This is a genomic window from Anabaena sp. TISTR 8404 (genome assembly GCF_056847745.1).
On record NZ_CP180578.1, the window covers coordinates 5,242,707 to 5,269,630 of the forward strand.

At 40.4% G+C, this 26,924-nt stretch carries 22 protein-coding genes; 3 read left to right on the top strand and 19 right to left on the bottom strand.

Annotated features, from left to right (window positions below; genetic code table 11):
* Positions 1 to 103: 103 nt before the first annotated feature.
* Complete coding sequence (locus tag ACMX3D_RS22725) at positions 104 to 895, top strand: hypothetical protein (RefSeq protein WP_482748078.1); 792 nt, start codon at positions 104 to 106, stop codon at positions 893 to 895.
* Between the two features lie 211 nt (positions 896 to 1,106).
* On the opposite strand, the gene ACMX3D_RS22730 is transcribed toward ACMX3D_RS22725, so the two are convergent.
* The 4 genes from ACMX3D_RS22730 to ACMX3D_RS22745 form a co-directional block, all read right to left on the bottom strand.
* On the bottom strand, positions 1,107 to 1,841 hold the full coding sequence (locus ACMX3D_RS22730; protein ID WP_482748079.1) for a DevA family ABC transporter ATP-binding protein: 735 nt from the start codon (positions 1,839 to 1,841) through the stop codon (positions 1,107 to 1,109).
* Between the two features lie 142 nt (positions 1,842 to 1,983).
* The gene (gene devC / locus ACMX3D_RS22735; protein WP_482748080.1) at positions 1,984 to 3,138 is read right to left on the bottom strand and encodes an ABC transporter permease DevC; all 1,155 of its coding nucleotides are present in this window, start codon (positions 3,136 to 3,138) and stop codon (positions 1,984 to 1,986) included.
* 8 nt (positions 3,139 to 3,146) lie between these two features.
* Positions 3,147 to 4,595: an HlyD family secretion protein gene (locus ACMX3D_RS22740; protein ID WP_482748081.1), complete on the bottom strand. Its 1,449-nt coding sequence runs from the start codon at positions 4,593 to 4,595 to the stop codon at positions 3,147 to 3,149.
* Between the two features lie 731 nt (positions 4,596 to 5,326).
* On the bottom strand, positions 5,327 to 6,064 hold the full coding sequence (locus tag ACMX3D_RS22745) for a phycocyanobilin:ferredoxin oxidoreductase (RefSeq protein WP_482748082.1): 738 nt from the start codon (positions 6,062 to 6,064) through the stop codon (positions 5,327 to 5,329).
* Positions 6,065 to 6,259: 195 nt separating this feature from the next.
* Here ACMX3D_RS22745 and ACMX3D_RS22750 point away from each other — a divergent pair, with 195 nt between their 5' ends.
* Positions 6,260 to 6,526, top strand: coding sequence for a hypothetical protein (locus ACMX3D_RS22750; protein WP_482748083.1), 267 nt, complete (start codon positions 6,260 to 6,262; stop codon positions 6,524 to 6,526).
* 3 nt (positions 6,527 to 6,529) lie between these two features.
* Here ACMX3D_RS22750 and ACMX3D_RS22755 read toward each other — a convergent pair whose 3' ends face one another.
* Together ACMX3D_RS22755 and psbP are read right to left on the bottom strand one after the other, a co-directional pair.
* A complete protein-coding gene (locus ACMX3D_RS22755; protein ID WP_482748084.1) occupies positions 6,530 to 7,129 on the bottom strand; it encodes a Maf family protein in 600 nt (199 codons plus the stop codon).
* A gap of 82 nt (positions 7,130 to 7,211) precedes the next feature.
* A complete protein-coding gene (gene psbP / locus ACMX3D_RS22760; protein WP_482748085.1) occupies positions 7,212 to 7,757 on the bottom strand; it encodes a photosystem II reaction center PsbP in 546 nt (181 codons plus the stop codon).
* A gap of 115 nt (positions 7,758 to 7,872) precedes the next feature.
* Here psbP and ACMX3D_RS22765 point away from each other — a divergent pair, with 115 nt between their 5' ends.
* Positions 7,873 to 8,511: a hypothetical protein gene (locus tag ACMX3D_RS22765; RefSeq protein ID WP_482748086.1), complete on the top strand. Its 639-nt coding sequence runs from the start codon at positions 7,873 to 7,875 to the stop codon at positions 8,509 to 8,511.
* A 396-nt stretch (positions 8,512 to 8,907) separates the two neighbouring features.
* Here the strand turns inward: ACMX3D_RS22765 and ACMX3D_RS22770 are convergent, their stop codons facing one another.
* From ACMX3D_RS22770 to hpsA, 13 genes are all read right to left on the bottom strand, one after another.
* Positions 8,908 to 10,299 carry a PP2C family protein-serine/threonine phosphatase gene (locus tag ACMX3D_RS22770; protein WP_482748087.1) on the bottom strand — a complete coding sequence of 464 codons (1,392 nt, stop codon included), beginning with the start codon at positions 10,297 to 10,299 and terminating at the stop codon, positions 8,908 to 8,910.
* 791 nt (positions 10,300 to 11,090) lie between these two features.
* The gene (gene ftsY / locus ACMX3D_RS22775) at positions 11,091 to 12,671 is read right to left on the bottom strand and encodes a signal recognition particle-docking protein FtsY (RefSeq protein WP_482748088.1); all 1,581 of its coding nucleotides are present in this window, start codon (positions 12,669 to 12,671) and stop codon (positions 11,091 to 11,093) included.
* A gap of 215 nt (positions 12,672 to 12,886) precedes the next feature.
* On the bottom strand, positions 12,887 to 13,528 hold the full coding sequence (gene nusB, locus ACMX3D_RS22780; RefSeq protein WP_482748089.1) for a transcription antitermination factor NusB: 642 nt from the start codon (positions 13,526 to 13,528) through the stop codon (positions 12,887 to 12,889).
* Positions 13,529 to 13,632: 104 nt separating this feature from the next.
* Positions 13,633 to 14,406 (bottom strand): DUF502 domain-containing protein, encoded by a 774-nt coding sequence (locus tag ACMX3D_RS22785; RefSeq protein ID WP_482748090.1) that lies wholly within the window; start codon positions 14,404 to 14,406, stop codon positions 13,633 to 13,635.
* 465 nt (positions 14,407 to 14,871) lie between these two features.
* Positions 14,872 to 15,762 carry a glycosyltransferase family 2 protein gene (locus ACMX3D_RS22790; RefSeq protein WP_482748091.1) on the bottom strand — a complete coding sequence of 297 codons (891 nt, stop codon included), beginning with the start codon at positions 15,760 to 15,762 and terminating at the stop codon, positions 14,872 to 14,874.
* Between the two features lie 114 nt (positions 15,763 to 15,876).
* Positions 15,877 to 16,713 carry a hormogonium polysaccharide biosynthesis protein HpsJ gene (gene hpsJ-B / locus ACMX3D_RS22795; protein ID WP_482748092.1) on the bottom strand — a complete coding sequence of 279 codons (837 nt, stop codon included), beginning with the start codon at positions 16,711 to 16,713 and terminating at the stop codon, positions 15,877 to 15,879.
* Between the two features lie 236 nt (positions 16,714 to 16,949).
* Positions 16,950 to 17,621, bottom strand: coding sequence for a TIGR04282 family arsenosugar biosynthesis glycosyltransferase (locus ACMX3D_RS22800; RefSeq protein WP_482748093.1), 672 nt, complete (start codon positions 17,619 to 17,621; stop codon positions 16,950 to 16,952).
* Between the two features lie 34 nt (positions 17,622 to 17,655).
* Positions 17,656 to 18,207 (bottom strand): GspH/FimT family pseudopilin, encoded by a 552-nt coding sequence (locus ACMX3D_RS22805; protein ID WP_482748094.1) that lies wholly within the window; start codon positions 18,205 to 18,207, stop codon positions 17,656 to 17,658.
* Between the two features lie 79 nt (positions 18,208 to 18,286).
* Positions 18,287 to 19,240, bottom strand: a complete 954-nt coding sequence (gene hpsE, locus ACMX3D_RS22810) for a hormogonium polysaccharide biosynthesis glycosyltransferase HpsE (RefSeq protein ID WP_482748095.1) — start codon at positions 19,238 to 19,240, stop codon at positions 18,287 to 18,289.
* A 19-nt stretch (positions 19,241 to 19,259) separates the two neighbouring features.
* On the bottom strand, positions 19,260 to 19,940 hold the full coding sequence (locus ACMX3D_RS22815) for a pilus assembly FimT family protein (protein WP_482748096.1): 681 nt from the start codon (positions 19,938 to 19,940) through the stop codon (positions 19,260 to 19,262).
* Between the two features lie 14 nt (positions 19,941 to 19,954).
* Positions 19,955 to 21,043 (bottom strand): hormogonium polysaccharide secretion pseudopilin HpsC, encoded by a 1,089-nt coding sequence (gene hpsC, locus ACMX3D_RS22820; protein ID WP_482748097.1) that lies wholly within the window; start codon positions 21,041 to 21,043, stop codon positions 19,955 to 19,957.
* Positions 21,044 to 21,089: 46 nt separating this feature from the next.
* Positions 21,090 to 21,866 (bottom strand): hormogonium polysaccharide secretion pseudopilin HpsB, encoded by a 777-nt coding sequence (hpsB, locus tag ACMX3D_RS22825; protein WP_482748098.1) that lies wholly within the window; start codon positions 21,864 to 21,866, stop codon positions 21,090 to 21,092.
* Between the two features lie 30 nt (positions 21,867 to 21,896).
* Entirely contained in the window at positions 21,897 to 26,609 is a 4,713-nt protein-coding gene (hpsA, locus tag ACMX3D_RS22830) for a hormogonium polysaccharide biosynthesis protein HpsA (protein WP_482748099.1), read from the bottom strand.
* Positions 26,610 to 26,924 lie beyond the last annotated feature (315 nt).

A 26,924-nucleotide genomic window follows, 5' to 3' on the forward strand; every position in this document is an offset into this window, starting at 1 on the left:
ATATATGCAGATTATAAAAAGCTGTTAAAAATACCAATAACACAGCAAGATGACCTTGAGGATTTGGGCATTCTAAACAATGACAATTTAAATTATCGTCACCATGCTAAATCCTATACTTCTTGCCCAGTCTCAACCAGCAAAACCAAAAAAAGTAACTCAAAAACCACCAGCCAGCGAACCACAGCAAACTCCACCCTTTTTACTCATTACCTCTGGAGGGTTGGCTGTAGTCGTGATTGCTTTGATTATTTTTGGCAAAATCCAGATGGATAGGTTAGAGAAAAAAATCAAGTTTGAAAAATTCCGCGCTAGAGAACTAGAGAAAAAGTTCAAACTCGCGTTGGAAACTATCCGCAAAATGGAAACTAACCCTGATTTGGTCAACTCCCGCGACTTTAACCTAGATTATCTGCGGATGCGGATGTCTGAAGAAGTTTTTCATTTTGCAATTTTGAATCAAATTAAAATCAGAGTCAAAGATAAAATTTCTCAAGCTTTGCGTCCAAACCAAGCTAACCAAGGAACAGTAGGGATTGCTAATAGTGCAGGGCGACAAGTGGACGAAATTTTTGATGTTGAGTATGAGAGTGGTACGCCGCCAAACATTGCTAAACGAGTCCTGTTCCGCATTCAAATTAAACTTATGAAGTTACCTACACAAGCAACTTCTGCCACAATTAGCCAAATTATTGACTGTATTGAAACTTATCTTAGCCCGATGGATGATGAAGATACGTGGCAACCAACAATTCAAGGTCGAATTGCCCATATGCATTGGGATCAAAAAGCTAAGCCCACACCGTTACTTGTATTGGAACAATCTAATGATGGCGTAAACGTGACTTTTCGGACTAGCCGCCAAGCAAATGCGCCCAGCCCCCAAGCCAAGTAGTTATAACTTTGGGGTGCAGCTATCTAGATAGGAGAAAAGAGAGTTGTTCAACGCAAAGTGGCGTTGAGGTCAACGCAGCGAAAAGTTGCGTGCGGTGAACCACTTGCAGTGGACGGGTTTCCCGGCATAAGCAAAGTGGTGAACCCGAAGGGGGGTTCCCCCGTTGAGCAAACTTTTCAAAACAGAGGTAAGCTGAGTTTTTTGATATTATTTATGGTTTTTCGCTCCACGCTCCAGAATCGTAACTGATAACGGCGCTTTGAGAGTCACGAGCTAAAAGACCATCTTCCATTTCGACGATGCGGTCAGCTATGTCTAAAATCCGGTTGTCGTGTGTCACCAGCAAAATGGAAGTTCCTTGTTCTTTGGCGAGACGCTGCATGATTTCGACAACATCACGTCCTGATTGTTTATCCAAAGCGGCGGTTGGTTCGTCTGCCAATACTAGTGGCGGATTATTTACTAGGGCGCGAGCGATCGCAATTCTTTGCTTTTGTCCCCCAGACATATTATCGGGATAGTAATTAACTCGGTTCTTTAAGCCAACAGCCGTTAGCATAGTTTCTGCTTTGGCGATCGCTTCATTTTGACCAACTTTGTCGTTTAACTCTACTGCCATTTGGACATTTTGTCTGGCAGTTAAGAATCCTAGCAAGTTGTGAGCCTGAAAAATATAGCCGATGTTCCGCCGAATTTGAACCAATTGATTTTGGCTAGAACCGAACAGTTCTACACCCAAAAATTTTAAACTGCCTTCTTGGACAGACCTTAAACCACCAATTAAGCTTAGTAATGTGGTTTTCCCTGACCCAGAAGGGCCTGTCATAATTACAATTTCTCCCGGATAAATTTCCAGGTTAATGTCAAATAAAATCTGTCTTTTTAGTGAACCCTTACCATAGTAATGATTCAGTTCTTTAATAGCAATTACAGGTTCTTGTCTCATGATAAATCGTGTATTAGAAGTTAGTAATTTCTTCTCGGTAATTTAGATCCTGTTTGCCAGGTTTTATGACAGTTTAACCATTGAATATATATTCTTTATCAGATAGAAATTGCTGAATTTGTACTGAATTTACCCGAACTAGTTAAAAGATATCAGCAGGGTCAGCAGAACGTAATTTGCGGACTGCGATCGCACCGGAAATAAAACACATAATTATTGTTAATATCAATACAGTAATTGCCCGGTCAAAGCTCATAAATATAGGCAAAAGTGTAGCTTCTTTAGCTTTTTGGTACATTAACATTGTAAAAAACCATCCAGGAAGATACCCTAAACAAGCTAAGAGGAATGCTTCTTGTAAAATCACTGTTAATAAATATTTTTGGGTATAGCCTATGGCTTTTAAAGTGGCGTATTCTGATAAGTGGTCGGAAACTTCTGTATAAAGAATTTGGTAAACAATTACGGTTCCGACAATAAAACCCATAATTGTACCTAAGCTAAAAATAAAACCAATTGCTGTACTACTTGCCCAATAATGACGTTCAAAATCTATAAAATCTTGTTTAGTCAAAACATTGACATCTTGAGGTAGATATTGACGTAACTCTTGAGCAACTGTATTAGCATTTGCTCCTGGTTTTAATTTAATTACGCCAATATCAATTAATCCTTGTTGACGGGTATTAAATATTCGTAAAAAGTTAACATCACTAGTAATTAAATTTCCATCTGCACCAAAGGATGTACCTAAAGTAAACAGTCCTACCACTTTAATTTTGCGTCTTCTTAACTCTGCTGTGACTGTTTTACCTTTTTCAAAATCAGCCGCAATTGGCCCATATTCTTGTCGAGAGGAACGGTCAAATAAAACTACATCAGGTAGCTTCAATTTATCTAGGTTTTCTTGAACTCCAGCTAAATTAAATAGATTATGTTCTGGGTTAATTCCAAAAACAAGTAAGGTACGAGACCGACCTGTAACCGGATTTTTCCAAGCTGTATAATCTAAATATATAGGATGTACTGATTGTACTGTTGGTAAATCTAAAGCTTTATACAACCGCCGTTGAGAAAAGCTTTTCATCGACAAAATAGCATTCGATTGGCGGTTAATTAAAACAATGTCACCATTTAAACTACTATGTAACTGAACGTTACTGTAATACAGCGCATCTCGAAATCCGAGTTGGGTAAACATCAAAATATCAGCAAAGGCAATTCCAGCTAAAGCTACGGCTAAACGCGTTTTATCTCGCGTCATTTGTAACCAGGCTAGAGGGATTTTTTGAGCCATTTTCTCAATTATTTCTCTGAATTAGAACCTGATGAGTTGTTAATATCGACAAGGACTTTGGCATTAGTTAAGCCAGAAACTTTGTTGCTATCTTCTGGTGAGAGGGCTATTTTAACTTCTATAACTCTGGCATCTACATCAGCAGCAGGATCATTATTCAGCACATCTTTTTTGCCGACTTTTCTACCAATCTCAGCTACAGTTCCTTTTAATTCGCCTTCAAAAGCACCGTTATCACTGCTGACAGCAACACTTTGACCAATACGCACTTTACTAATACTGTCTTCAGGAACTTCAGCAATGACCATCATTTGTTCAGTTTGTCCAATTTCAGCAATCCCATTAGGGCTGATGGCTTCGCCTGACTTGGTGTAAATTTTTAAAATTTCTCCAGAAGTTGGTGCTTGGACGTAGCTTAATCTTAGTTCTGCATCGGCTTGTTTGACAGTAGCGATCGCATTACTAACTTGTGCTTGCGCCATTTGTACATTTGTCGGATCAACTTCTAGCAGTCTCTTGAGTCTGGCTCTTTCTTCGTCGAGTTGTCTTTGTAAAGTGGCTACAGTTTTATCGCGGGTGACTTTGGCTTCAATTAATTGCTGTTGTAGCGTTGTTAAAGTTTTGACTTGGTTGGCTCTTGCTTCTGCAACTTGTTGGCGCAAAGTAGCGATCGCTTGTCGGAGAGTGGCTTGACTTTCAACTACCTGCTGTTGAGCTGTGACTGCACTCAGTCGCCGTCTATCTCGTTCTTGCTGAGAGATAGCACCTTGGCGGTAAAGAAAATCGTAACGTCCAGCATCAACTTGAGCATTACGCTGTTCGGCTTGTATGCGTGTCAGGGTGGCTCGTAAGCTATCACCTTGACCTCTCAGTTCAGCTTCTAAGCGATCAACTGTCGCCTGTTGAGCCAGTTTTTCGGCACTCAACTGTGATGCAATTCTAGTAATTGTGGCTTGTTGAGCATCCCTTTCACCACGTAACTGCGCTTCTAGTCGAGCAATTACCGCTTGTTGCGCTTGAATATCTCTGGGTGAACCAGCTCGAACCTGCGCTAAATTAGCACGAGCTTCTAATAATTTAGCTTTTGCTTGTTCTAGATTGGCTAACTGAGTGTCGTGGTTGTCTAAAATTGCAATTATTTGCCCATTTCTCACCCGTTCTCCTTCTCGGACAAACAGCTGCTTCACTCGTGATGCAGATTGCAATCCCGCAGCTGGCGCAGAAAGTTTGATAACTTCACCTCGCGGTTCTAAACGCCCCACAGCACTAATGCTGTTAGCAACTGGGTTGACAGGTACAGATGAGCTTAGCTTTTTTAATTGCTCAACTTTAGCTGTAGTTAGTAACCCCGCAGCGATTACTATTGGTAAGGCTACAGCAATGCCCCACCAAATCTTAGGTTGTTCTGGATCAAGTATTTGTTGCCTTGATCTTGGCTTTTCAGTCACCCTTGACATGGTTGTTGCCCGTTTATTTAAAAATGTGCTGATGGATATAAAAAAGTATTAGACCTAGTAGAGACGTGATAAATTGCCGCTACTAAATGCCTTTGGAAATTTGGCTCCAATGAATACTGAGCGCCACAGCTTTTTCATCATGGCGCTACTGGTAGCTAGTTATTCAATAGATGCAAGAATCAAGATAACTACTAATTCGTAATTAAAAAACTGGTGAGAATCCACCGCTTTTCAAAGCAACCCCGGTTCAGTTGGAAACTCAATCTTTATCAGAAACTCAATTATGAACTAGCAATTACGAATTTTCAATCAATTTTCTCAAATAGAGCATCCCTAACATTACAGTTTCCTTAAACTTGTAGTCAACCAACAGTCAGCTTTGTCAACTCCTAACTCATTTGGATATTTGCTCCAAAGACGCTACGGCTATGGTTAGACTCCATCAAACTATCGTTAACTGAATTCTACATTTATCAGTTACGGGAAAACGTAACAGAACCTACAGATGGGGAAGGGGAGAAAGTCTGAAGTTTGAAGTTTGAAGTTTGAAGTTTGAAGTATAAAATTTTGTCCTTTAGCCAACTCTCTTCGAGAGAGGGAACAGGGAAGAGGCAACTAGCAACATTGAGATGTTATCAGTAGGAAAGCTTAACAGGCAACAGGTTGTTTCTTTCTATTCCCTATTCCCTATTCTCTGTTCCCTGTTCCCTGTTCTCTTATTAACCAATGAATTAGCTTGGCAAATCAAATAAAACTGTAGTCATGTAGTTATCCGCCCATTCTTGGCCAAAGGCTTTTTCGAGGACGCGGCGGGTTTTGTCGTTTTGCTGTTGTTTGGTGCAGTAGTTGTGTTGTCCGGCGAGAATTTGCTGAGTTTGTTCAGGGGAAACAGGACTAGCTGCGATCGCTTGAGTACAATGCACTTCTAAAAAGTCTTGCACACGGGAAAGAAACATCGCTTCTTCTTCTGAGGAACTAGGACGCACAAAGATACAAAACTCAGAGAAGATATGACCCCATTCTGGTAATTCTCTAGGTTGAGAAAAGTTCAGGGTTTTCAGTTCTGAGAGTTGATTTGTATAAGCTGCTGGTAAAGTCCGGTCTAAGTGGACAGGAGATAGATCTGCGATCGCCGCACTAATTTGACCTCTACCGCCAACTAAGTCGCAACCAAACATCGGTAAGTCATATTCTGGACGCGGAAACATTACGCAGTGCAGAATGTCCAGCATATTTCCCACCTTTGCTAGTTCCAGATGCATTTTCCGAAACTGCGGTGTTTGATAGCAGCGGTTTTCAATTGTCAGTTTCTCCCCCTCTAATCGACCTTCCACATACCCTAACTCTGCTGGCAAATGGTAAGGCGATAGTTCTAAATGCTTGTGCCAAGCAGCCTCAATACTATCAGCCAACTGACGAATTAGGGGATGTTGTTGTTCACGTAGTGAGGGAGTAGAAGTAAATGACATATTCTCGTGAGAAATCCTATCTAAGGCCAGTCTACAGCCTGCCGTGTCACTTCTATTCTGCCGCGCAACATTAAGCAAACTGTTACGCCCAGTTACGTAAAGTTATAAGACGTTGACTTTTCAAAGTAATTATTTATTTTGTAGTCTTAGTTACAGAATTAATTTTGCTTTAACCCATCAGGGAGGCTTACAGCTATGACCATTAATACTCAAAGACCAAATTGTGCTGTACCAGCAGTCAGACAGAATCTAGATTGGTTAAGCAAAGCCTATAGAAAAAATTCAGTCCAGCAATGCCAACCTTCTGTATGGGTGCGGCTTTTAGAACTCCCTAGCCCCTACAGCTATGATGAAGCACTGTTACTATGCCAAGTTTCCGCCGATGAGTGGTTAGCTTGGGTGCCAGATCATGGGGAAGTGACATTGCACATTAGTCAATGGACAATGGTCAATGGTCAATAGTGATCAGTTATGTTGCCAAAAATCCGTGACCTCGTATCCCAGTTCTGCCAGCATCTGCCTTAGCAAGGGTAAACTGAGTCCGATGACATTGCTGTGACAACCTGCAATTTTTTCGACAAACAAACTACCAAAACCTTCTAATGCAAAAGCACCAGCACATTTGAGAGGTTCACCAGTAGCTACATAAGCTTGGATAGCGCGATCGCTCATTTTCGCAAAGTAAACCTTTGTCACCTGACACTTCACTAAAGTCAGGTTTTGGGTTGAATCAATCAAAACATGACCTGTGTACAAGTCGCCAATATTACCTTGCATTAATTGCCAACGAGCGATCGCTTCTGCTGCATCTGCTGGTTTGCCATGAATCTTCCCATCAATAGCCAAAACTGAGTCGCAACCCATAATTAAAGCTGATTCAAACTGCGGTGCTATGGTTTCTGCTTTTCGTTGAGCCAGAACTTGTACTAACTCAGCAGGATCATTCAGTTGGATTTGCGACTCATCAAAATCACTTGGTTTAACTATCGGTTCAATGCCAATAGTTTGTAGCAAGCGACGACGGGCTGGAGAAGCAGAAGCGAGTACAAATTGAGGAATGTTCATTGTCAATAGTCAATTGTCAAAAGTCAATTGTCAAAAGTCAATTGTTACACACTGGCTTTTTCCTTCTGCTTCCTGCCTCTAATTAATAAACTGTGAAAGAATCTACAACATTTTCCATAGTCCGTTTAACCTTAGCCCAACGTTTTTCGGGAATTGAGGCGTTAAAGGTAAACAGCTTGCCACGACTAACAGCAACACTAGCAATGTTATGCCGTTGTTGATTATTCGGTAGTTTAACCAAATACTCTAATATGTAGTAAGTTTTACCTTCAGTTTCTTTTTCTCTTGCATCAACTAATTCGGCTGTTCGACCAGAATCTGAAGGCGCAAGAGCAGCTTTGCCCAATTTATAACCAACTTCTGTGGGAGCGCCCAATTCTTTTAAAGTGTTACCTTCAGGAACAGGACTAATAACCACAGAGACATTTTCGGATATTTCAATCAAATCATGGAAGACCACATCAGGGCCATTATTAACTTTCACTGGTAACCAGCCATTGGGGTATGAAAACTGATATCCATCAGCAGTATCTACATAGCTTTTAAATCCAGCCGCAGCAGCTACACCAGGATTACTCAAGCTGAAGCTCAAAACTAATAACAAAATAATTGCAATTCGTTTCCACATTGTTAAAGATTCCTTAGGGCTGGCAGCAAAACAATTTAAGAGTTATTGATCGTTTTCATTGTCCCATCAACTGGGTCGCAGCGGATAAGGCATCAGATGGGGAGATTTATGACCTATGCTCACAACTATCGAATTGCGCTGGTTTTACCCTGGTACGATCCCAACAAAGATTGAAGAATGGTTTCCGCAAAACTATTTGCCAGAAAAACGAGAAGACTGGTATCTTTACGCGCCAGGATGTGATTACTTGGGGATTAAACTGCGGCAAGAACGCTTAGAAGTCAAATGGCGCAAAGCAGAATTGGGTGTACTGCGTTTTGGAGAATTTGTTGAAGGTAACGCAGAAAAATGGGATAAATGGATGTGTAACGATTCCACAGGAGAAAGTTTTCAGCCCGCAATGGTGTTGGGTAACTCTGTTTGGGTGAATGTCCAGAAAGTGCGCCGTTTGCAACACTATCAAATTTTACCTGATTCTTCTGTACAGGCAGTTTCCGATAATGGAAGTGTTGATAATGGTTGTAGTGTGGAAATTACGCAACTGGTAATTCAGCAGCAAACTTGGTGGAGTCTAGCATTAGAGGCTTTTGGAGAATCTACTCATCTACTAGACAATCTCCAATTAACTTCAAGTTGGGTATTCAATGACTATCAAGTATCAAAACTTGTAGCTGCAAATTCCTACGCTTATCCCCATTGGCTGGAACTAATTTTGGGAAATAAAAATTACCATACAGGGAACTGTAATAGCTAATAATACTGAGTGATCGCTCACTCACTATCAATGTACTTAGATTTATTAGCAGTCGAAGCAGAGATAATGACAAAGACTAATGATCAAACATGGACACTGAGCGACTTTAAAGCCTGTTCCCTGCGATGCAAGCTCGCTTGTCCTGAGGGTAGTCGTACCCCTTCGAGGAAGCAAGCTACGCGCAGCGTCTCCGACAGGAGAAGGGCTTGTCGAAGTTTTCCCTGTTCCCTGTCCCCTTCGGGTTCGCAGTCGCCTGCGGAGGGAAACCCTCCCGCAGCGCTGTCTCACCTGTTCCCTGCTATGCAACATACGTTGTCTTATTAACAGGAAATTGAGGAAAAGCAAGGTTAGAGGATTGTATTTTGATATGGTCACTTAATGATCAATGACTACTCACTAAACAATCTGTAAAACCACAAGCGTCATATCATCTGTGTTTTGCCTATCAGCACCAATGAACTGCTGAACTTGGTCAAATAGATAATCCACAATTTCTTCTGCCCCGTTGCAATAGCGACAAGCGGCGCTAAATGCTGCTACGAAATTTTCTTCATCGAAGCGATCGCCACTAGCTGCCGCAGCATCAGTCAACCCATCTGTATAATAAATTACTGTATCTCCCGGTTCTAACTGTGCCTGGGCATCTTCATATTGACTATTTGCATCTAAGCCAATTAGCATTCCTAAAGTATCTAAACGGGTAACTGTTTTTGTTGCTGCGTGCCACCACAAGGGAGGATTATGTGCGGCATTACTGTAAGACAAAATGCGATTTCTCGGATTGTACTCAGAATAAAATAACGTCACAAAGCGGTGTGAATTTTCCAAATCCGCATACATGACTCGATTCAAATTTTGCAAAATCCCAGCAGGGGAATTGCCATGCAAGACTTCACCCCTCAACATACCCCGCATCATGGTCATAATCAATCCAGCGGGAACACCTTTCCCCATGACATCGCCAATGACAAAACCCCAACGGCTAGTTTCTGGAGAAACTCTACTAATTAACTGCAACTGATTATGATTGGTGGGAATAAAGTCGTAATAGTCGCCACCGACTCGATTAGCTGGTTTACAACGTGCGGCTAGTGCCACACCTGGAATATTTGGACATTGACGTGGGAGGAGTCGCCTTTGAATTTCTGCACCAATTTCTAATTCTTGGTCTAAGCGTTCTTTTTTCCTCAGTTCTACTGCTAGTTCATCATTTTCAATTGCTACTGCTGTTTGGTCTGCAACTAAGCGCACAAGCTTTTGTCTGGTTTCTGTCCAGCTATAGTCCGGGTCACGGCTTAAGACGTAGAGCCATCCTCGTTCTGTATGCTTGACTAAAATTGCTGTACCAAAGATTTGTACATCTGGCCCCAAATAGCGATGCATCTGATCGTCTAAAATTCCTGTGGAACTGGTTAATGGCGTACTATTGGGCAGCAATGTAATTTGACTACTGGCTGTTTCTAAGGCTTTGCGGATATTTTTTCTTTGGCGACTATCCTGCCAGTGTAGTTGCTCTAATCTAACTTGACCATTAGGTTTATAGAGAAATAAGGCACTGCCATCGGCATCTGTCACCCTGGTTGCCATTAGCGGGATCAGCTCTAAAAACTGATTCAAATTATTAAAGCTTCTAAGGGCAAATCCTAAAGAACTCAGTAAATCTTGAATTTTGTTTTGTTCTCGGTGCAATCTGGCGACAAGTTCTTTTAGTGCCACGACTGGTGTGACATCCGTCGCGGCACTATTATTACCATCAGTAGGTTGAAAAGGCACTTGAGACACAGGCACAGATACTATCCAGTTAAGAGTGTTAGATTATAGATTACTTAATAACTTTTTTGGCAAAATATTGCTAAATTATATTGAGACAAGATGCGTCAATTTAGCAAGAGTAGAAAGACGTAGGCTGTAGCTAGAAAAAAGTATTGCATTTGCTGATTTTATTTCTAACTATATATAGATACAGAAATTTCATGTAGTTTTACTGAAACGCTGATTAGTATAAATCAGTAACTTCCTCTATTGCCTAAAAAGCTTTTTAGGATTAAAGAAGTCAATTAGCAAATCATACATCATGAAACATAAAATTCCTTCATCAATTCATTAATTTTCTTAATTTTTGAGATTTTTTATTCTCTTAGAGAATTAGCAAGATACTGAAATAAAAGATAACTTAAACTTTTCAGTTAAAAGTTTAATCTGTTGCTGTAGGTTGAGCAAATTCCTCACTTCTAAATTATTTCCAGAGAATATTCATGGTTTCTTAAGCAAGGTAACTTCAAGTATGTTCCTCAATAAGATAAGCCTTTTGAGGTTATTACAACAACAGTGTTGAATTTTAGCCAGCGTTGTTTTTGCCTATTAACCGACTAATAAGCTTTAGGTTTTTTGTTTTTTTCAGTATTTATAGCAGTTCTCAATTGGGTTTACAAGGTTATTCCTCAGTGTACCTCAAGTAGCTTAACGCACTCTACTCAGGTTGTATATGTAAGAATAATCGCCCGCCTAGGCACAAAATCCTACACTGCACGCTGCTGACACAACCTTGACATCAGCTAACGTCAGTGTAGGTTGTCATCTTAGCCACTCAATAGAGCCTCGACAAACTCGTAGCTAGAAAATGGACGTAAGTCTTCAATGCCTTCACCTGCGCCAATAAAGCGAATTGGTAAACCTAACTGCTGCACAACAGCCAGTGCCACACCACCCTTGGCTGTACCATCTAACTTGGTTAATACGACACCACTAAGTTGGGCGGCTTGAGAAAATACTTCCGCTTGGCGTAAGCCGTTTTGACCTAGGGTAGCATCTAAAACCAATAAAGATTCGATTTTGGCATTCGGGGCTTTTTTATCGATAATTCGACGAACTTTACTGAGTTCGTCCATTAAGTTCTTTTTATTTTGCAAACGCCCAGCGGTATCGACTAATAATAATTCGGTCTCTCTTGCTTGGGCAGCGGCGATCGCATCAAATACCACAGCGGCAGGGTCTGTATTTTTACCAGGGTTAGCAATTACTTCTACGCCGCTTCTGGTTCCCCAAACCTTCACCTGTTCAACAGCCGCCGCCCGGAAAGTATCTGCTGCGCCAATCAAGCATCTGTAGCCAGATTTCTGGGCTAAGTGCGCAATTTTCCCGATGGTGGTGGTTTTCCCGGCACCATTGACACCAGTAATTAACCAAATATTCAGGTTATCTTTTTCTGGGGCAAAGCTGTGTTTTTCAGATTTCCGGATTGGCTCTTCCAACATATCCCGCAGAATTTGTTTTAAGTAAGCGATCGCTTCTTCTGGGGGAGTAACTTCTTCTCGCAGTTTTTTCTGTAAGGCACTGATAATATAATCTGTAGCTTCTACACCTACATCAGCTTGTAAAAGTACAGATTCAATTTCTGCTACAGCCGCTTGGTTAAGTGGCCCTTGTCCAACAATTGCTTTCAGTTGGTTGACGATGTTACGCCGAGTTTTGTCTAATCCTTGCCGTAACTTTTTCAGCCAAGTTATTTCTTCAATCGAAATGTCTTCTGCACGTCTACCTTGAGCCGCTAATAATTCCGCTGACCAGACAAATCCTTCGTCAAATACCAAATCTGATATTTCTGTGGCAGTTTCTTCGCTAACAGTAGCTGGTTGCGCCAATTCTGGTTCTGGTACTTCAATAGCACTGGCTATTAATCGTTCTTGCTTAGCTTGCCGTTCTGCTGCTGCTCGTTCCAAGAAAGACAATGCAGCTGGCTCAGCTGGCTCTGTTTCTTTTGATGTCGGTTCCTCAGCGCTGACTGTAATTTCTGTTTCTGTTACAGGTTCTTGCTCAACCGTTGTCTCTACTTCTGGTTGGGGGGTTTCGATGATTGCCGCAGGTTCTTGGCTAGGCGTTGCTACTTCTTCCGTCTCTGTGGCTACCGTTTCTGGTGTTGCTGATGGTGTTGGGGCAGTTTCGCCAAGCTCAGATTGTTGTTTTTGCTGAATATTTTTATAGGCAGCTTTAGCAAACGCCAACAAATCTGCTGCCGAGTCTGGTGCAGTTGTTGGGTTAGTATTTGATGTTTCGGTTGCCTCTGGTTGGGTTACAGGTGCTGGGGTTGTTTCAGCCTGTTGGGTTTCCGAGGGAGTATCAGAAGAATCGTTATATTGACGACGAAACCAATTAAAAGCCATTGCTGCTAACGGTGTTAGTTGTTATTTAAGTTAGGAGTTATGAGTTCGTAAGTTATGAGTTTAATTGAATTTGTTACTCTTCCCTATGGTGAAAACTTCCGGGATATCCTCACCTCTCGATACCAAGTTACTAGGAGGGGGTAATTAATCCCCCACAAGCAACTGACTTCTCCTCACCTTCAACTCACAACTTAGCATTCATAATGGTTACAAAGTTAGGATAAAACACTTGGCAATTTTTTTTGTTCTGTGAATCGGCGCAGAACTCCATTGATAAACCGATGACCTTCATCGCCACTGTAGCGTTTGGCTAACACTACTGCTTCGTTGATGGCCACGCTGTCAGGAAGTTTTAAAAATTCTATTTCTGCCACAGCAATGCGAAGAATATCGCGGTCAATTTGAGCTAGGCGGTTGACTTGCCAATCTACCAAAGCGGCGGCTATTTGTTCATCGATAAAAGTGCGATGTTCATTAACTGTTTTGACAATTTGGATGGCATATCTGCCAACTTCTCGGTCTTGATTAGCTAGTTGAATCAATTCTGGGAACTCAACTGCTGCACCTAATTGATTAATTGCAGTTTGGGTATAAGCGATCGCTTCTTGCAGCATAGTTCTCGCGGTATTCATATCTGAAGCACGAGTTTGGCTGGTTAAGAGGCGATCGTTACTGCGTTGCAGTTCAGCAGCAGCGTTGTCTAAGGTATCTTGAACTTCTGCTCTCAGGGTACGCACAGTTGCTAATACCAATTTGGGCAGATGCTCCTCGGTTAATTTTTTGGGGTTGACTGGTAACTGGCTAAGACTTAACAGCGCCAGTTCACGAGCGATTTGTTGGGGTTTGCGGTCTTGCATGGAAGTGAGTGCCTAAGCACTAAATTAGGGGTGAAAATTTAATTGATTTCGACAAAGCCAGACATTCATAATATCTATTTACTTGTACCTTTGCCGGATAAATTTTATATTTCGTCGACGGAAATTACTGAATGCTTTGGTTCTCTATTTGAACTTGCCAAATTTTGTTCTTTGCCTAAAACTAAGGGAGGTAAAGGTGTGTTGGGTGCAACAATCCCACCAGAGACTATGACCTTAAAAGCATCTTCTATCGACATTGAAAGGTTAATAACATCTTCCTCTGGTACTACTGCATACCATCCTGTAGTTGGGTTGGGTGTTGTGGGGATGAAAACGCTCAACATTGGACGAGACATCTGGGCTTGAATTTCAGATCCTATAGCACCTGTAACAAAAGCGATCGCCCAAATTCCTTTTCGCGGATATTCTAATAAGACTACACGGCGAAATTTGCCATTAGAGTCTTTGAGGATTGTCTCTAAAAGCTGTTTTAGGGTTTTATACACCTGTCCAGCTAAGGGAATTGCCTGCAATACTCGCTCACCAAAATCAAGCAACCATCGCCCAGCAATATTCCGCGCCATTAACCCAATTAACAAAATACTTAACAGTGGTACGGCTAGACCCACTGCTAAATTCAATATATTTACTAGAATTGGGTGTAGCCCATCAAAAGGATTAAGTTGTTTGGGAATTTGGGTAAGAAAGTCGATTACCCAATTAGCGATCGTAATCGTTAGCCAGATGGTTGTCGCTAGGGGTATCACCACTAACAATCCAGCTATCAGGTCATTTTTTAAGTCCTGCTTTAAGCGATCAATTACCAAACCTCGTTTCTCCTTTTTTAGGCTAGTGAAACTCTGATGATAAAAATTCATATCAGCAGATGCTCAGCTTAAGAAAGCTTTACTGATGACATTTTTGACAATAAACTCTTTTACAAAGCTGTCAACAAGAGCCTGTTGCCTGGATAATAAACTGTTGCTGTGAGAAAAGTACTTATTTTTTGCTAGTTAGGTATGGATATCGAGAGATATGGCTAACTATAGAAATTTGTTCCATCTGCGAGGATGTTACTTTTCTTTTTACAGCTTGTAAATGATTGTTGCAATTATTTTAATTATTACTGATCCTACCGCGCTAAATCAAAATCTGCCTATAATTCCGAAAGCTAGGTATTACAACTAAAAAAGAGCTTTTAACTAGTCCAGAACTAGCCAGGAAGCCCAGGAAGTTTTTCTGAAAAACTTTTGTTATAAATTTTAATAAAAGTAGGTGATTAGTAACTATCAAGGATGAAGGCTAAAGCATAAAAACAAATTTTACACTTCAGACTTCAGCCTTCATCCTTCTCCAACAGTTGGTATAGCGACAACTTTGCTATCTTCACTTTGATGTGTTGTGTTTTCTAAGCTAGGCATAGGTAGATACTTCATTTCCCATACTTTCAGCAAAATCAGATATTCATAAAAAGCCTGCAATGTACACCAAGCCATTCCAGCACGACCGTCTAAGCAGCCACCTAAAAGAAAATACATATATAAAAAGCGTAGCAAAGGCCTAGCAGGTAAACGCAAAGACAAATCTTTTAAGGCACGCCGTCTTTCTACTTCCGTCTTGCCAAAAAATAAATCTCGCCAGTCAACTTTGCCATTTTCGAGTTGATGTAGTGTCTCTCTCGCTTCATCTGTGGAATAACGATTGTGTTTTTCAATCCAACGGCTCAAACCCTTGCTGCAAGTGTAATGTGGGTAAGTTTCTTTCAAAAAGCTAGTAGCACCGTCACAAACTTCCCGTTCAGTGTGACCATAGTCTGTAAACCATACCCTACCGTGGCGGAAAAGACGCATCTGATAACGCGGATATTGGGTGCTGTAGCGAATCCAACGATTCATGAACATTACCCGTTCGGCAACGTAGTAACCAATGTAGTTTGGATTCTGCGTTGCTTGTGTGCATTCAGTAAATAATTCTGGTGTCATGCGTTCGTCAGCTTCAAGAATATAAACCCACTCGTATTTTGGGGGGATAGACTCTAACATCCAAGTACGTTGACGACCGTGGCTTTCAAACGCGTGTTGGACAACGCGGGCGGGATAGCAACTAGCGATTTCCACAGTGCGATCGCTACTACATGAGTCCACAACTATAATGTCATCCGATAGCATTGCCGACTCAATACAAGGTGTAATATCTAGTTCTTCGTTATATGTCAGTATGTAAATTGAGAACATTTGCAGATTTTATAGCGATTTTACTAACAGTTAATTACTAAAAAGTCTGAAATTTGAAGTATGAAGTCTGAAGTCATAAATTTCATACTTCATCCTTCATCCTTCATTCTTTCTTTATCGTGCAGCAGCTTTACGTCCACCTGTTTGTAACGCACCGCCACCTCTTAATCCTGTCCAGCCGATAATAATGTACCCAATAGATAATAAAAGACTGCTAATGCCAATCCGTAATCCAGACTTCCACGCATTGTCTCTAGCTTGTTTTTCAGCATCTTCCTTACGCTGGCGAATCTGAGCTTTTCTTTGAGTTGCCAATCCTTGAGGATCGGTTTGTTGGGCAATAAATTTGTCCAGTTCTTGAGGATTAGCTTTAAACTTCTTGAGTAAATCTTTCTGTGATTGTGGCAGCTGAGGACTTTCAAGGGCTTGTTTGTACTTTTGCTCGTCTTTGAGCAAATCAGAAAACTGGGCTCTTGCTTGGGCTCGGAGTTGTTCTAATTGTGCTTTGCCCTGATCGGTATTTAGTTGCGCTTGAAATTGATTTAACTGGGTGTCTAGTTGTTTTTCTGCCTGATCTGCTTCTTGAGTAATTTGATTTATTGTCTGGGCTTTGGCTTGATTAACGTTATTCAGGTGCAACGGGAAAATCAACAAGAAAATTAGCCCCAAGATACTGGACAGTATAAAAGCTGGGAGCCGCAAGTCAATGCCTCTGGAGCCACCATCACTAGCACCATCAATCCAATACCCAATCAACAGGGAACCCAGACCCACCATAGGTACAATGCCTCGGTCAACTAGGGCTGTTGCTAAGTTAATTTGCCATCCACGATCAGTGGGTTGAAAGGGCAGCAACAAAATTAAAAAGTCCAGCAAAAAGGACAAAATTAAAACTACCCCTATCACTTTGAGTGCGAGGGCTGCGTTCCCGGAAGTAAAACGATTAGTCATATTTTCCAAACTTATAGTGAATCAGCTTGATTGTCCTATTTAAAGTTACTGGAATATTGTTCCCATAACTTTGCCTGTTCAATAAAACTATCTCTTATGTAGAAAAGGCAATTGAAGTACTAGTAGTTACCTGTAGGTTTGAAACTACACCACAGTAGCACTTGTTAACTTGAGTGTCTTCAGAAAATACCAGGTGTTTGAAGATACGAGATTAGCTGATTTTAGTGACTGTTATTTTAAACTTCTACCTCGTTATTCTCTCCCATCCCAACTTTCTGCTGAAAAACCTGCTTCCAAATTGGCAAATCCTCTGGTCGGTCAACATCAGCTAAAGCAGGTAAGTATATAGGTGATAAACCAAGTTGGTCTGCAATAGCCACTGTTTGTTGCAATACCTGAGAAGTTCCCCAGTCGATGTTAGCGAATAATTCTGGGATGAGGCGGCGTAAACCAATTAAGTAGTAGCCACCATCAATAGCTGGGCCAAGTACCAAGTCAACAGTTTGTAATTGTTGGAAAGCTGTTACCAAAATTTGGGAAGTTAGTTCAGGGCAATCGGTGCCAATGATAATCACATATTCGGCACTTTTTTGGAAAGCATCAAAAAGCGATCGCGCCATCCGTGAACCCAAATCACCTTCACCTTGAGATTGGTAAAGTAGTTCCAACCCTAACCAATCTTGCATTAATTGCAAATTCCCTCCAGCAAACCGTACTTCTACAGAGATACCAATAGCTTTTCGCAGTTCTTGGGCTTGCAACATAGTATATTCAGTCATCTGCTGTTGCACCTTAGCAGCACCAATACTACCCAAAGCTGGTATCAGCCGAGTTTTAGTATTTCCTGGTTCTGGATAGCGCGTAAAAATAATTAAGTGCTGTTTTTGGACTTCTAATAATTTCAGCACGCAATAACCTTATTTTTGATCAACTCCAATTATTTTAGTAGCAATACTTACCGCTTTCATTAGCGGTAGAATGTTCTTTCCCTTTTCGCATTGCGCCTATAAGTGTAGAAGCATAGACGCACCGCCTAGTTTTTCTATCATACTTACTGGAAAATGTTATCTGTCCTAATACTTTAACATTACCTCTGTAGTCAAACTGAACTTGGCGTATTTCACCGGACTGTTGCAAAGTTGTTTCTGTTTCGTCTAATTGCACGTTTTTATCTAGCGCATTCCAGTTAGCATCAGATGAATTTACGTTAGAAGGATGAACCGACCATTTTATAATTTCATTTTGTTTACGAAAACTAGTTTGCCAAGTTACCTTATCTTTAGCAGCTTGGCTTTTAGCTTGTTGCATAGCACGATAAACTTCATCTTGTGCAGCATTAAGACGCTGAATATCTACAAAAGCTAACCATTGCGGTAAAGCCAAAGCAACTAATAAACCAATAACGACAACGGTTACTAATATTTCTGGTAGTGTAAATCCACTAATAGAGTCATATTTATAATTTTTAGTAGTAGATATAAATATAAAATACACTATATTCTTATTCAAATTTTTATGCACCCAAAATATTAATCAGTCCTGATAATTTAAAATTTAATTTTACACAGTTAACTTATTTATTGAAATACCTTTTACTCCAAAGATAAAACGGACTGATTAAACTACTAATAAATAACTGCATTTCACATGCTATAACCAAATCAGTTTGGATTTTTGATTGGTATTTAACTAAATGTAATAATATTTTGCGGATATCATTTAACATATAAGCTAATAATGCCACTGGTCTTACCCAAGGTTTGACATTAACCATGCGAGTCACACAGCGGCTAAAACCAATACCTCGAAAAAAAGGAATTAAATAATCTCTTTTTAAACGAGAAGCGCTAATTTTATGGTAAATTTCCATTTCTGGATTATACCAAATTTCCCAGCCAGACTTTTGAATATAAGATAACATTTCTAAGTCTTCGCCTGTTACCATATTTTCAGCAGTGCGACCGGTTAATATAAAATTATTTGGGACACTTTCTAACCAAGCTTGTCGCCGGATAACAAGCCCCGCAGATGGTGGAAGTAATTTTTTTTCTGGTTTATATAGTAAAGGTAAATTACCTCGCTCTGTGATTGCTAAAAAAGGAGCAATTCGCTGAAAATTTGCTGGTGGTTCCGTTTCCCATAAAGGATGTATTTGACTAGCGTAAGCACCAGCCATCGGATACTTTTTAGCAAAAGCATAAGCTGTTGCTACCCAATTTAAATCTGGATAGTTATCATCATCCAAAAAACCAATTAATTGACCTTTTGCGGCTTTAACAGCGTGTTTTCTGGCGAATGCTGCTCCCTGTTGTGGTTCAAAACAATATCTTAAAGTGTAGGGCTTTTGCCAATTTTCTTGATAGTTTTGCACCAGTTTTGCTGTATGGTCAGTGCTATTATTATCTACAACAATAATTTCCCATTGAAAGTTTTCAATATTAACTTGATTGCGTAGTTTTTCTAGCAATTCAGGTAAACGATTGGCTCCATTATAAGTGGGTATTGCTACCGTAAATTCAATCGACATTTTCTTATAGATTAGTTATTTAATTACATTGATTATCTTTAGCGGTTCGCATTCCTCCAAGGAGGGTTTCTATAATCACACATCGCTTTAGTCCACTAGCCTGTGTGGGATTTCCACCTACAGGCGCAGCTACTACTATTTTTATTGGTACTGTAGTATCTATAGGTATAGTACCATTGTAATCAAATGTAATTTTTTTAAACGTGTTACCATCATTTGGAATCACTAAAATATTACTATTATTGGGAGGAGTATTTAGATTAGTTCCGATCCACACTTGTCCACTTTTTAAGCCTAAATTCCCACCTAAAGTTTTCCACGGAGAAGAAGAGTTAACAGTTTCTGAATCAGCATGAAAAATTATTTCTGGTAGATTATTATTATTTCTAAAACTGACACTATATTTCAGCTTTTTATTTTTAGCTTCTTGTTGTACTTCTTGCAATGTATTTAAAACAGCATCATTAGCTTTATTTAGCCGTTGTCTGTTAATAAAAGCATTCCAGGATGGAATTGCAATTACCGCTAAAATACCAACCATCAAAACTACTGCGATAATTTCTACTAAAGAAAATCCAGCGTTTGCTTGAGAAATATATTTATACGCGTAATGCTTGGTTATGAAGGATTGCTTGTCAAGGTAATTAACTCGTTTTTTTGCAGATTGTTTTCCAGATTTACAGATTATTAAACTTTTCATAGTTATGCTCCAGTTTACTCAATACCAAGGAAGCCACGACCTTTAATCTGAATATTTGCGGTTGGGAAATAAGCAGATTGCTGAGAATTATATTGAGCGCCAGTTTGAATTCGAGCTAGAGCATTACCTCTGATATAAACTCTTGCTATGTATTTACTTGCGTTTACACAAGCATAAAAACTTCCTGTTCTAAAGGTAGTAGGAACATTTGTTTTGGTATAGTCTGGAACTTGTTGCTCACCTGCTGCTGTATTACAAGCTGCTAAGGCTGGTGTTCCACTTGATGTTTGGTCAATATAATCAACTAACGTAGTTAACTGATTTGTGCTTAAATCGTAACTTTCTGAATGCTTTGTCCAATTACCTAGCTTTCTCTTTAAATCTCCTTCTAAAGAGAGGTTAAAAGGCATAAAGCCCTTACTAGGTAACACCCGATATTTCACAGTTTTTGTCGTACCATTTACAGTTTCTGAACGACTTTGAGAAGCAGTAACATCACGAATCCCGTCTCTAATTTCCCATCTGACAATGCGTGTAGTAGTAGAATTCCAGGTAGTATTATTATCTTTAACTAAATAATAAGCTACCAAAGAATAAAGCATATAATCTTGGTCGTTACAACCACCACCACTAGGAAGGTTGTATAAGCAACCTGCTGTAGTACTAGTAGTAGCAGAAGTTGGAACAGTTTGGTCTTTATTTAAAAAGTAGCGCTTCCAAAAAACAAGTACAGGTACTTTATCAGGGTTTGAATTTGTTCCATCTGGTAATTGACTTAAAACTCCGTTGATCGTTATCGTTTCTCCATTTACTGTTGTGGTTTTTCCATATATTCCATCAGCATCATAGATATATACTGCTTGTTCCATATCTTGGGCAATATATGCTAATGCTGACTGTATTTCTTGTTCTGATGTGGATTTTGCCTGTTCTTTGCGGTCTGTGTTCATCACATCAATCATGAATCCTAGTAAAGGTGTGATGACCAGAAATGCCAGAATCAAAGCTACCAATAACTCGACTAGAGTAAAACCTTTTTGTGACTGCAAATGCTGATATTTTTGCAGCTGGATTTTGAGAAGAAATCTGAGTAAATTTTTCATCTGGCAGTTTTCTCCTGAATTATTTAAGCTATTTTTCATGGGCGATTTACTGACAACCTCCAAAACGAGAGCAGTAATCTTGGAATTTGGTTTGTTTAGATGAAACTTCCGTCACAATCTCGATTAATGGTGCGTAGCGATCGCCCAAGCCAGCAGCAAAAGTACTTGCTTTAGGGTTATCGGGTTGTCCAGTAGTATCAGATGTCCTTTTCTTGAGTGTGCCGCCTCTAAATGCATCTGCTCTGTAAACGCGAACACCTAAAAGGTATCCTTTGGTATAGTCATCATTGGCAGGACTAACGGTGGTAGCAGTAGTACTGCGAAATGCTTGAATTACCAAGTCTTGAGAACTATTATTTGTACAACCACCAGTGTTATCCCGATCTATGCAATACAAACTAGTTGTGCTTGTGGTTGGAGTGAGACTATTTTGACAGTAGCCGCTAGAACAGGGGGAAGGCAAATTTGAACTAGGCGCTGCGACTCCAGAGAAAGTACCCCGTTGTGAGTTAAAAGTCTTGTTAGTCGCATTAACCTCACTCAGTTGAACTACTTGGTTAGGAACAGGAATTGACCCAGCTTTAACCCCATCAATGTAAGCTCTAGCTGCGTGGCTTCCTAATTCAACACGTCTTGCTTGAACACGAGTAGCAAATGATAAAACCAGTGCAGGTGCGATCGCTGTCATTAAAATAGCAACGATCAGCAACGCTACTAAAGACTCGATGATTGTAAAACCACCTTCCCCAGATTCAGCAGATCTTACTCTTATTGCTATCTTTGCCACTTTTATTTGTTGACTGAATTGCTTATGTCTAATCATGATGAATTACCCAACCTTCAAGCAGTATTTTTAAGGATAAGGAGTACTTGGACAATTTGAAGGACGATAACTAGATGGAACTGCATAACTTGAACCTTGAGCCGCACACAACAAAGTTTTCACCCAGTCATCATCCCTACCAACTTCGCGGAAATACTCTGCTGGTGGCCCTGCTTGTGGCACAGTAAATCTTTGAGCAAATAAGTCTGGTAATTGAGATAACAACGCTACATCAAAACCCCAATCTCTATTTGGTGGTGTGTAGTAAGCTGTTGTACCTTCAGGAGATCCTTTGTTAGTCCAATATGTCATGTAGGGGAAATCAAAGAAGCTACGGTTATTAGTTGCATCTACACTAGTTGCTGTTGCATCAGCTGTCGTGATACTTGCAAAAGGTGCTGTAGCATAGCTGCTGCGCTTGAATTGAATGAAACTACCCCTAATCTTGGCTGCATACTGAGTACTACCATCACCACCCCAAAACTCTAGAAAGCGAACAAAGTTCTGTAAACCTGCTGATTCTTCTTCTGGGCGGCTAGGGCTGTTACCTGAAACAAAACTAGAATTGAAAATTGTGTCACTGCTTACTTTTTGCACCCATTCTTTTTGTATTCCTGGTGATTTTGCTCCTGGAGTAAAGGCATTACTGGGAGTTCCTTCAGGACTGTAGATTTGGAGTACAGGTACTAGTTGAGGTTGTTGAGTATCAAATGGTCGGGACTTTAAGAAAAGTGGTTGATCAACTGCGTAATATTCATTGCTTGTAGGATCAATTGGACTAGCAGTTCTATTGGTAGTTTTAAACCATAATGCTGATTTATTAGTAACAGAGCGAGGTCTACTAGTGTTGAAAGTACTGTAGGGGTACTTTTGTACTCTTCCACTACTATCAATGCCTATTGGTACTGGTAGCTTCGTACTAGCTGCTGTGGCATCGGCAATTACAGTACCGCTACTATCTAGCAATTTATTGTTGATATCTCTTACGAAAGCTACTCTACGAGCGTAGCTTTGGTATTGTGGAACAGCAGGTTGAGCAGTTGTACCAGCTTGATGCGTGTTTGTAATGTCAAGAGCAACAGTTCCATCAGCAGTAATATCTGATACTTTTAATGCACCAGTAGTACCAGGTTTAATATACCAGTCTCCATCTCCACAGGTTGTCGCTGGTACTTTGACACAAACCTCCATCAGATACTCATTAAAGTCAGTACGGCGCTGAATTGGTGTGACACCATTGGCGAGATAAGAAGTTTTGAAAGTACTAAGTGGATATCCAGTAGAACTTGCCCAGTTAGCACTGGTCACAAAATTGTTAACCAACTGTGCATCAGGGATACTGCTGGCATTGTCTCTCAGGTCGTAATCACCATGATTGCGGAAACCGTCTTGGAAATCTCCAGATAAAAGTGTAATAGAATCAGCCAAAATAGTTGAGGGTCGCCATACGTCACCATCAGTACTAGGACATGCACCTCTTCCTGGACGACAAGCGAAATTACTATTAAATGTTGCTCGGTTGTAGAATTGGCTGGAGTTAGTCTCGCTATAGTCAGAAAACTCTTCAACCGCAGTACCACTGGGTGTTTGATGCAGGTTAAAATTGCCCTTAACGTAAACTGGTGCGTTACTGACTAAAATTAAGCCCTTTTCTGAAGGATTGTAAGTCGCACTATTGGTTCCGCCTCGCGCCAAGTTGCTGCCATTGATGAGTCGAATACCGTTGGGACGGCGGGTGGGGTCGAGTTTAAAGTCAGTTTGACTAAATAAGAGTGCTTTATCCGCTGAAGCACCAGATTCAATGGTTTTGTAACTTAAATCAGGGAGAGCATCATCACGAGTAGCATAAATAATGCCACTCTTGGGCAATAAATACTCACTGGTAGCAATAGTTGTACTTGCAAGCCGACCTAAATCTATTTCGGTAACGCGAATCTCTAATGGCTGACGCTGTTCTAAGTCCAAGTTGTATTCGCCTTGGCTACCAGTTTGATAGTCAGTGCGTTTTTGCAAAGCTTTAACTTCTCTGGCATCTAGAAAGGTTGCTTCTCTAATCGCACCATGAGGCACTTTGAGGTTAGCGCCTGTAGCTGGTGTTGCACCAGCGCGAATGGAAAGCGCACACAAAGCAGTATCAACAGCGGAATAATCTTCCATTGTGAAATTAGTAAAGGCATTACTATTGCTTGTGTATTTTTCCATTGCCCTTCTCAAAGGTTCGTTGGCAATACGTCCATTGGGAAAGACTAATCTTGCCTGACGTTTGAGGATTGTAAGATTAGCACTACTAATGGTTCTGCCAGGGAAAGCATAAACAATACCGTTATTGGACTTACCCGCAGTTGTACTTTGATCTGCTGGTGAAGGATATTTCCAGGATGCGGTTAAAGTTGATAGATTTTGAGCAGTAATATTATTGGTTGGATCGTAATAGCTACTCACGCAAGCTATGGGAGTTTGGGCAGTACCAGCGTTGTCTTTGAAGTGATAAACTGCTGTAGCCCTCATGAGTAAATCACCGTTTGGGTTTTGACCAGGCGCTCCCGTCATTGGCATGGTATCAGGCCAAACTAGTATGTTAGCCTGTGCTGTGCCTGCATCTTTAAACTGGGTGGGAGTGGGCATTTTTCCTGCACCAGTACCTACAAAATTTGTATCTAGAGCAGGATTAGACAAAAATGAGTTCGCACTACGGGGAAACGAAGCAGTACCAGAAGCACCATCATCATCCACATAGATACCTGCACCTGTAATTACACGCAAACCACCCACATTCGATAAGGGATTGGCAGAGTTATCTTCAACAGCTTTTTGTTCCCAGAAGTCATTGCGGTCTGTTACACCCAAGTTAAGCTGTGGTTGTATTTGCGAAGCGCGAGTACGTGCTTCTATGTTGGGGTCATTCCACTTAGTTGTACCGCCATCTACAGGTTGACGAGCTTTTTGACCTGTAACATATTGATTATCACTATTCTTCCAGAATGCAGGTAAGTTATTACCTATTAAGACGCGATCGCCTGAATAGTTTTCTTTACCGTCGTCTTTTTGTTTCTCTGGTTCCGTTGCTGGTAGTTTGTCAAGGCTGAGAGTCAAACCTGTATTAGTAGTGGTGATCTCTCTCCACGCAGCAGGTACTTCAATTTCTGTACTACCAGGGAAAACATTACTGGCTGTATAAGTACCAAGTGCTTGTGTATCAGTGGGTATAGCACTATTAACTTCTTTAAAAGGAACACGACGAGTACGGTTTCTCAGGTAAAGTTCGATTTCATCACCCAAAATGCCATAAGCACTAGGGACATCTAAGCCAGTACTTTGGCTGATCCTAGTGACAAAATTACTTTTAATGTCTTGAGGATATCTGGCTATACCTTGAACCGTCGACGTTAAATTGGCAATTGTAGTTTGTGTTGCACAATTAGTACAAAGACCGAGAGCCGTTTCTTTCATTAAAGTGATGCGCTTGTTATAAGCAGCATCATTATGTCCTAACCATTTACCACCAGTTTCTGAGGTCGATTTATGGTCTGTACCACCAGCAATTTTAATTTTGACGGCTGGACTAGTCTGATCAGCAGTCCACGGGTTGACCTTATAACCACGAAATAAATGAACACTGATTGGCTCTTTATTAACCGTCTGAGAAACGTTTCCTGTTCCTAAATTTCCACCAATTGTAATTTTGGCGTTGTCGGGTTCATAATAGCAGGAGTTTTTACTACTGACTTGACGGAAAACAATATCTACACCACTGTATTGTCCACCAGCTAATAAATTGCTGTTGGTGTGAACTGAACCGTTCAAAAGTAAATCAGAACCAGGAGAAATTTCTAGATCATTTTCAAACCAGACCGCTTTATTATTAACAGGAATACGCTCTCGGTCTTGTTGATACTCTAATGCAGAAAAACCACGATTTCCCTTTTCATATTTTGCTGAATCAAGACCGCTCAGATTATCAATAGGTACATTAGCTGTGTAAACAAAAAAGCTTTTTGCTAAATTCCCTCCAGATTTGTACCAGCTAGAGTCACCTACTAAGCTGGCACTTGTACCAACAGCCTCTGCACAGGCACCACCTACCTGGCTTTTATCCATAGGTGGTGTTCTGGCATCTAAAGGTTTTCTGGCTCTACTAAATAAATTGCTTGTATTGCGCGGCGGACTACGAAAATAAATAGAGTAAATAGTAAAGCTATCAAATTTGCCGTTGTTGTCTGTATCAACAGGAAATTTCCAAGCAGTAGTTAAAGTTTCATTATTTTCCAGTGTTGGATCAGTTTGAATACCTGCCGTTCCATTAAAGTTGTAAGCCAACTTTAAACGAGTTTCATCACCAAAGTCATATCTAGTATTACTTTTAATAACGTCGTACAGCGCTACATCAGTGGGTGTAGAGCGTGGTAGTGAAGGGTCATTTAATAATTGCTCTAATTTTGATGTAGCGCGGTCAACTGCTGGCATAGAAGCGTTAAGAACAGCCTCATTGACTCGCACGTTACTGGCATTTTTCGAGCGCTCAAAAGAACGAAATAAAATTGCAGTAGTTAATAAAACAACTACCAGTGCTACCATCGCTACTGTTGGCAATACGAAACCAGCGTTTATAGAGTCTCGTTTTCTCCTGCTGAGAAACAACGTTCGTAACAGCCAATTAATTTGCTTTTTAATTACAAATAAAGAGTACTTAAGTTTTTTGGAGGTGATTTTGATTATCTTGACTAGCTGGCGTTTTAAAGACATAACTGCTTTCCTGTCAAGTGATTTGATGCTAAATTATTTTTTGGCAATTGTGAAATTTACCTGTTGAGTAATTCTCCAGGTTCAATATTTTTATTGATTTTAATTGTTGCTTGACCTGTTGAACTAATATCTCAACACAGTAAAACACCAGACAATGATGTTTAAGTTATATCATTGCTCAACTTTTTATATTTTTCGGAAAATACTGATTTTTCCAATCCAATGAATTTGTTGCTGATATGGGATAAAACACGGATGCTTCATGTTAACTTTAAAGATATAGTTTGCATTTGAATGCAACTTTATGAAGCTATC

Bases quoted from the DNA above. Each gene is read 5' to 3' on its own strand.
- ACMX3D_RS22725 (WP_482748078.1), top strand. From the start codon at position 104: ATGCTAAATCCTATACTTCTTGCCCAGTCTCAACCAGCAAAACCAAAA.
- ACMX3D_RS22730 (WP_482748079.1), bottom strand. From the start codon at position 1,841: ATGAGACAAGAACCTGTAATTGCTATTAAAGAACTGAATCATTACTAT.
- devC (WP_482748080.1), bottom strand. From the start codon at position 3,138: ATGGCTCAAAAAATCCCTCTAGCCTGGTTACAAATGACGCGAGATAAA.
- ACMX3D_RS22740 (WP_482748081.1), bottom strand. From the start codon at position 4,595: ATGTCAAGGGTGACTGAAAAGCCAAGATCAAGGCAACAAATACTTGAT.
- ACMX3D_RS22745 (WP_482748082.1), bottom strand. From the start codon at position 6,064: ATGTCATTTACTTCTACTCCCTCACTACGTGAACAACAACATCCCCTA.
- ACMX3D_RS22750 (WP_482748083.1), top strand. From the start codon at position 6,260: ATGACCATTAATACTCAAAGACCAAATTGTGCTGTACCAGCAGTCAGA.
- ACMX3D_RS22755 (WP_482748084.1), bottom strand. From the start codon at position 7,129: ATGAACATTCCTCAATTTGTACTCGCTTCTGCTTCTCCAGCCCGTCGT.
- psbP (WP_482748085.1), bottom strand. From the start codon at position 7,757: ATGTGGAAACGAATTGCAATTATTTTGTTATTAGTTTTGAGCTTCAGC.
- ACMX3D_RS22765 (WP_482748086.1), top strand. From the start codon at position 7,873: ATGCTCACAACTATCGAATTGCGCTGGTTTTACCCTGGTACGATCCCA.
- ftsY (WP_482748088.1), bottom strand. From the start codon at position 12,671: ATGGCTTTTAATTGGTTTCGTCGTCAATATAACGATTCTTCTGATACT.
- nusB (WP_482748089.1), bottom strand. From the start codon at position 13,528: ATGCAAGACCGCAAACCCCAACAAATCGCTCGTGAACTGGCGCTGTTA.
- ACMX3D_RS22785 (WP_482748090.1), bottom strand. From the start codon at position 14,406: ATGAATTTTTATCATCAGAGTTTCACTAGCCTAAAAAAGGAGAAACGA.
- ACMX3D_RS22790 (WP_482748091.1), bottom strand. From the start codon at position 15,762: ATGTTCTCAATTTACATACTGACATATAACGAAGAACTAGATATTACA.
- hpsJ-B (WP_482748092.1), bottom strand. From the start codon at position 16,713: ATGACTAATCGTTTTACTTCCGGGAACGCAGCCCTCGCACTCAAAGTG.
- hpsE (WP_482748095.1), bottom strand. From the start codon at position 19,240: ATGTCGATTGAATTTACGGTAGCAATACCCACTTATAATGGAGCCAAT.
- ACMX3D_RS22815 (WP_482748096.1), bottom strand. From the start codon at position 19,940: ATGAAAAGTTTAATAATCTGTAAATCTGGAAAACAATCTGCAAAAAAA.
- hpsC (WP_482748097.1), bottom strand. From the start codon at position 21,043: ATGAAAAATTTACTCAGATTTCTTCTCAAAATCCAGCTGCAAAAATAT.
- hpsB (WP_482748098.1), bottom strand. From the start codon at position 21,866: ATGATTAGACATAAGCAATTCAGTCAACAAATAAAAGTGGCAAAGATA.
- hpsA (WP_482748099.1), bottom strand. From the start codon at position 26,609: ATGTCTTTAAAACGCCAGCTAGTCAAGATAATCAAAATCACCTCCAAA.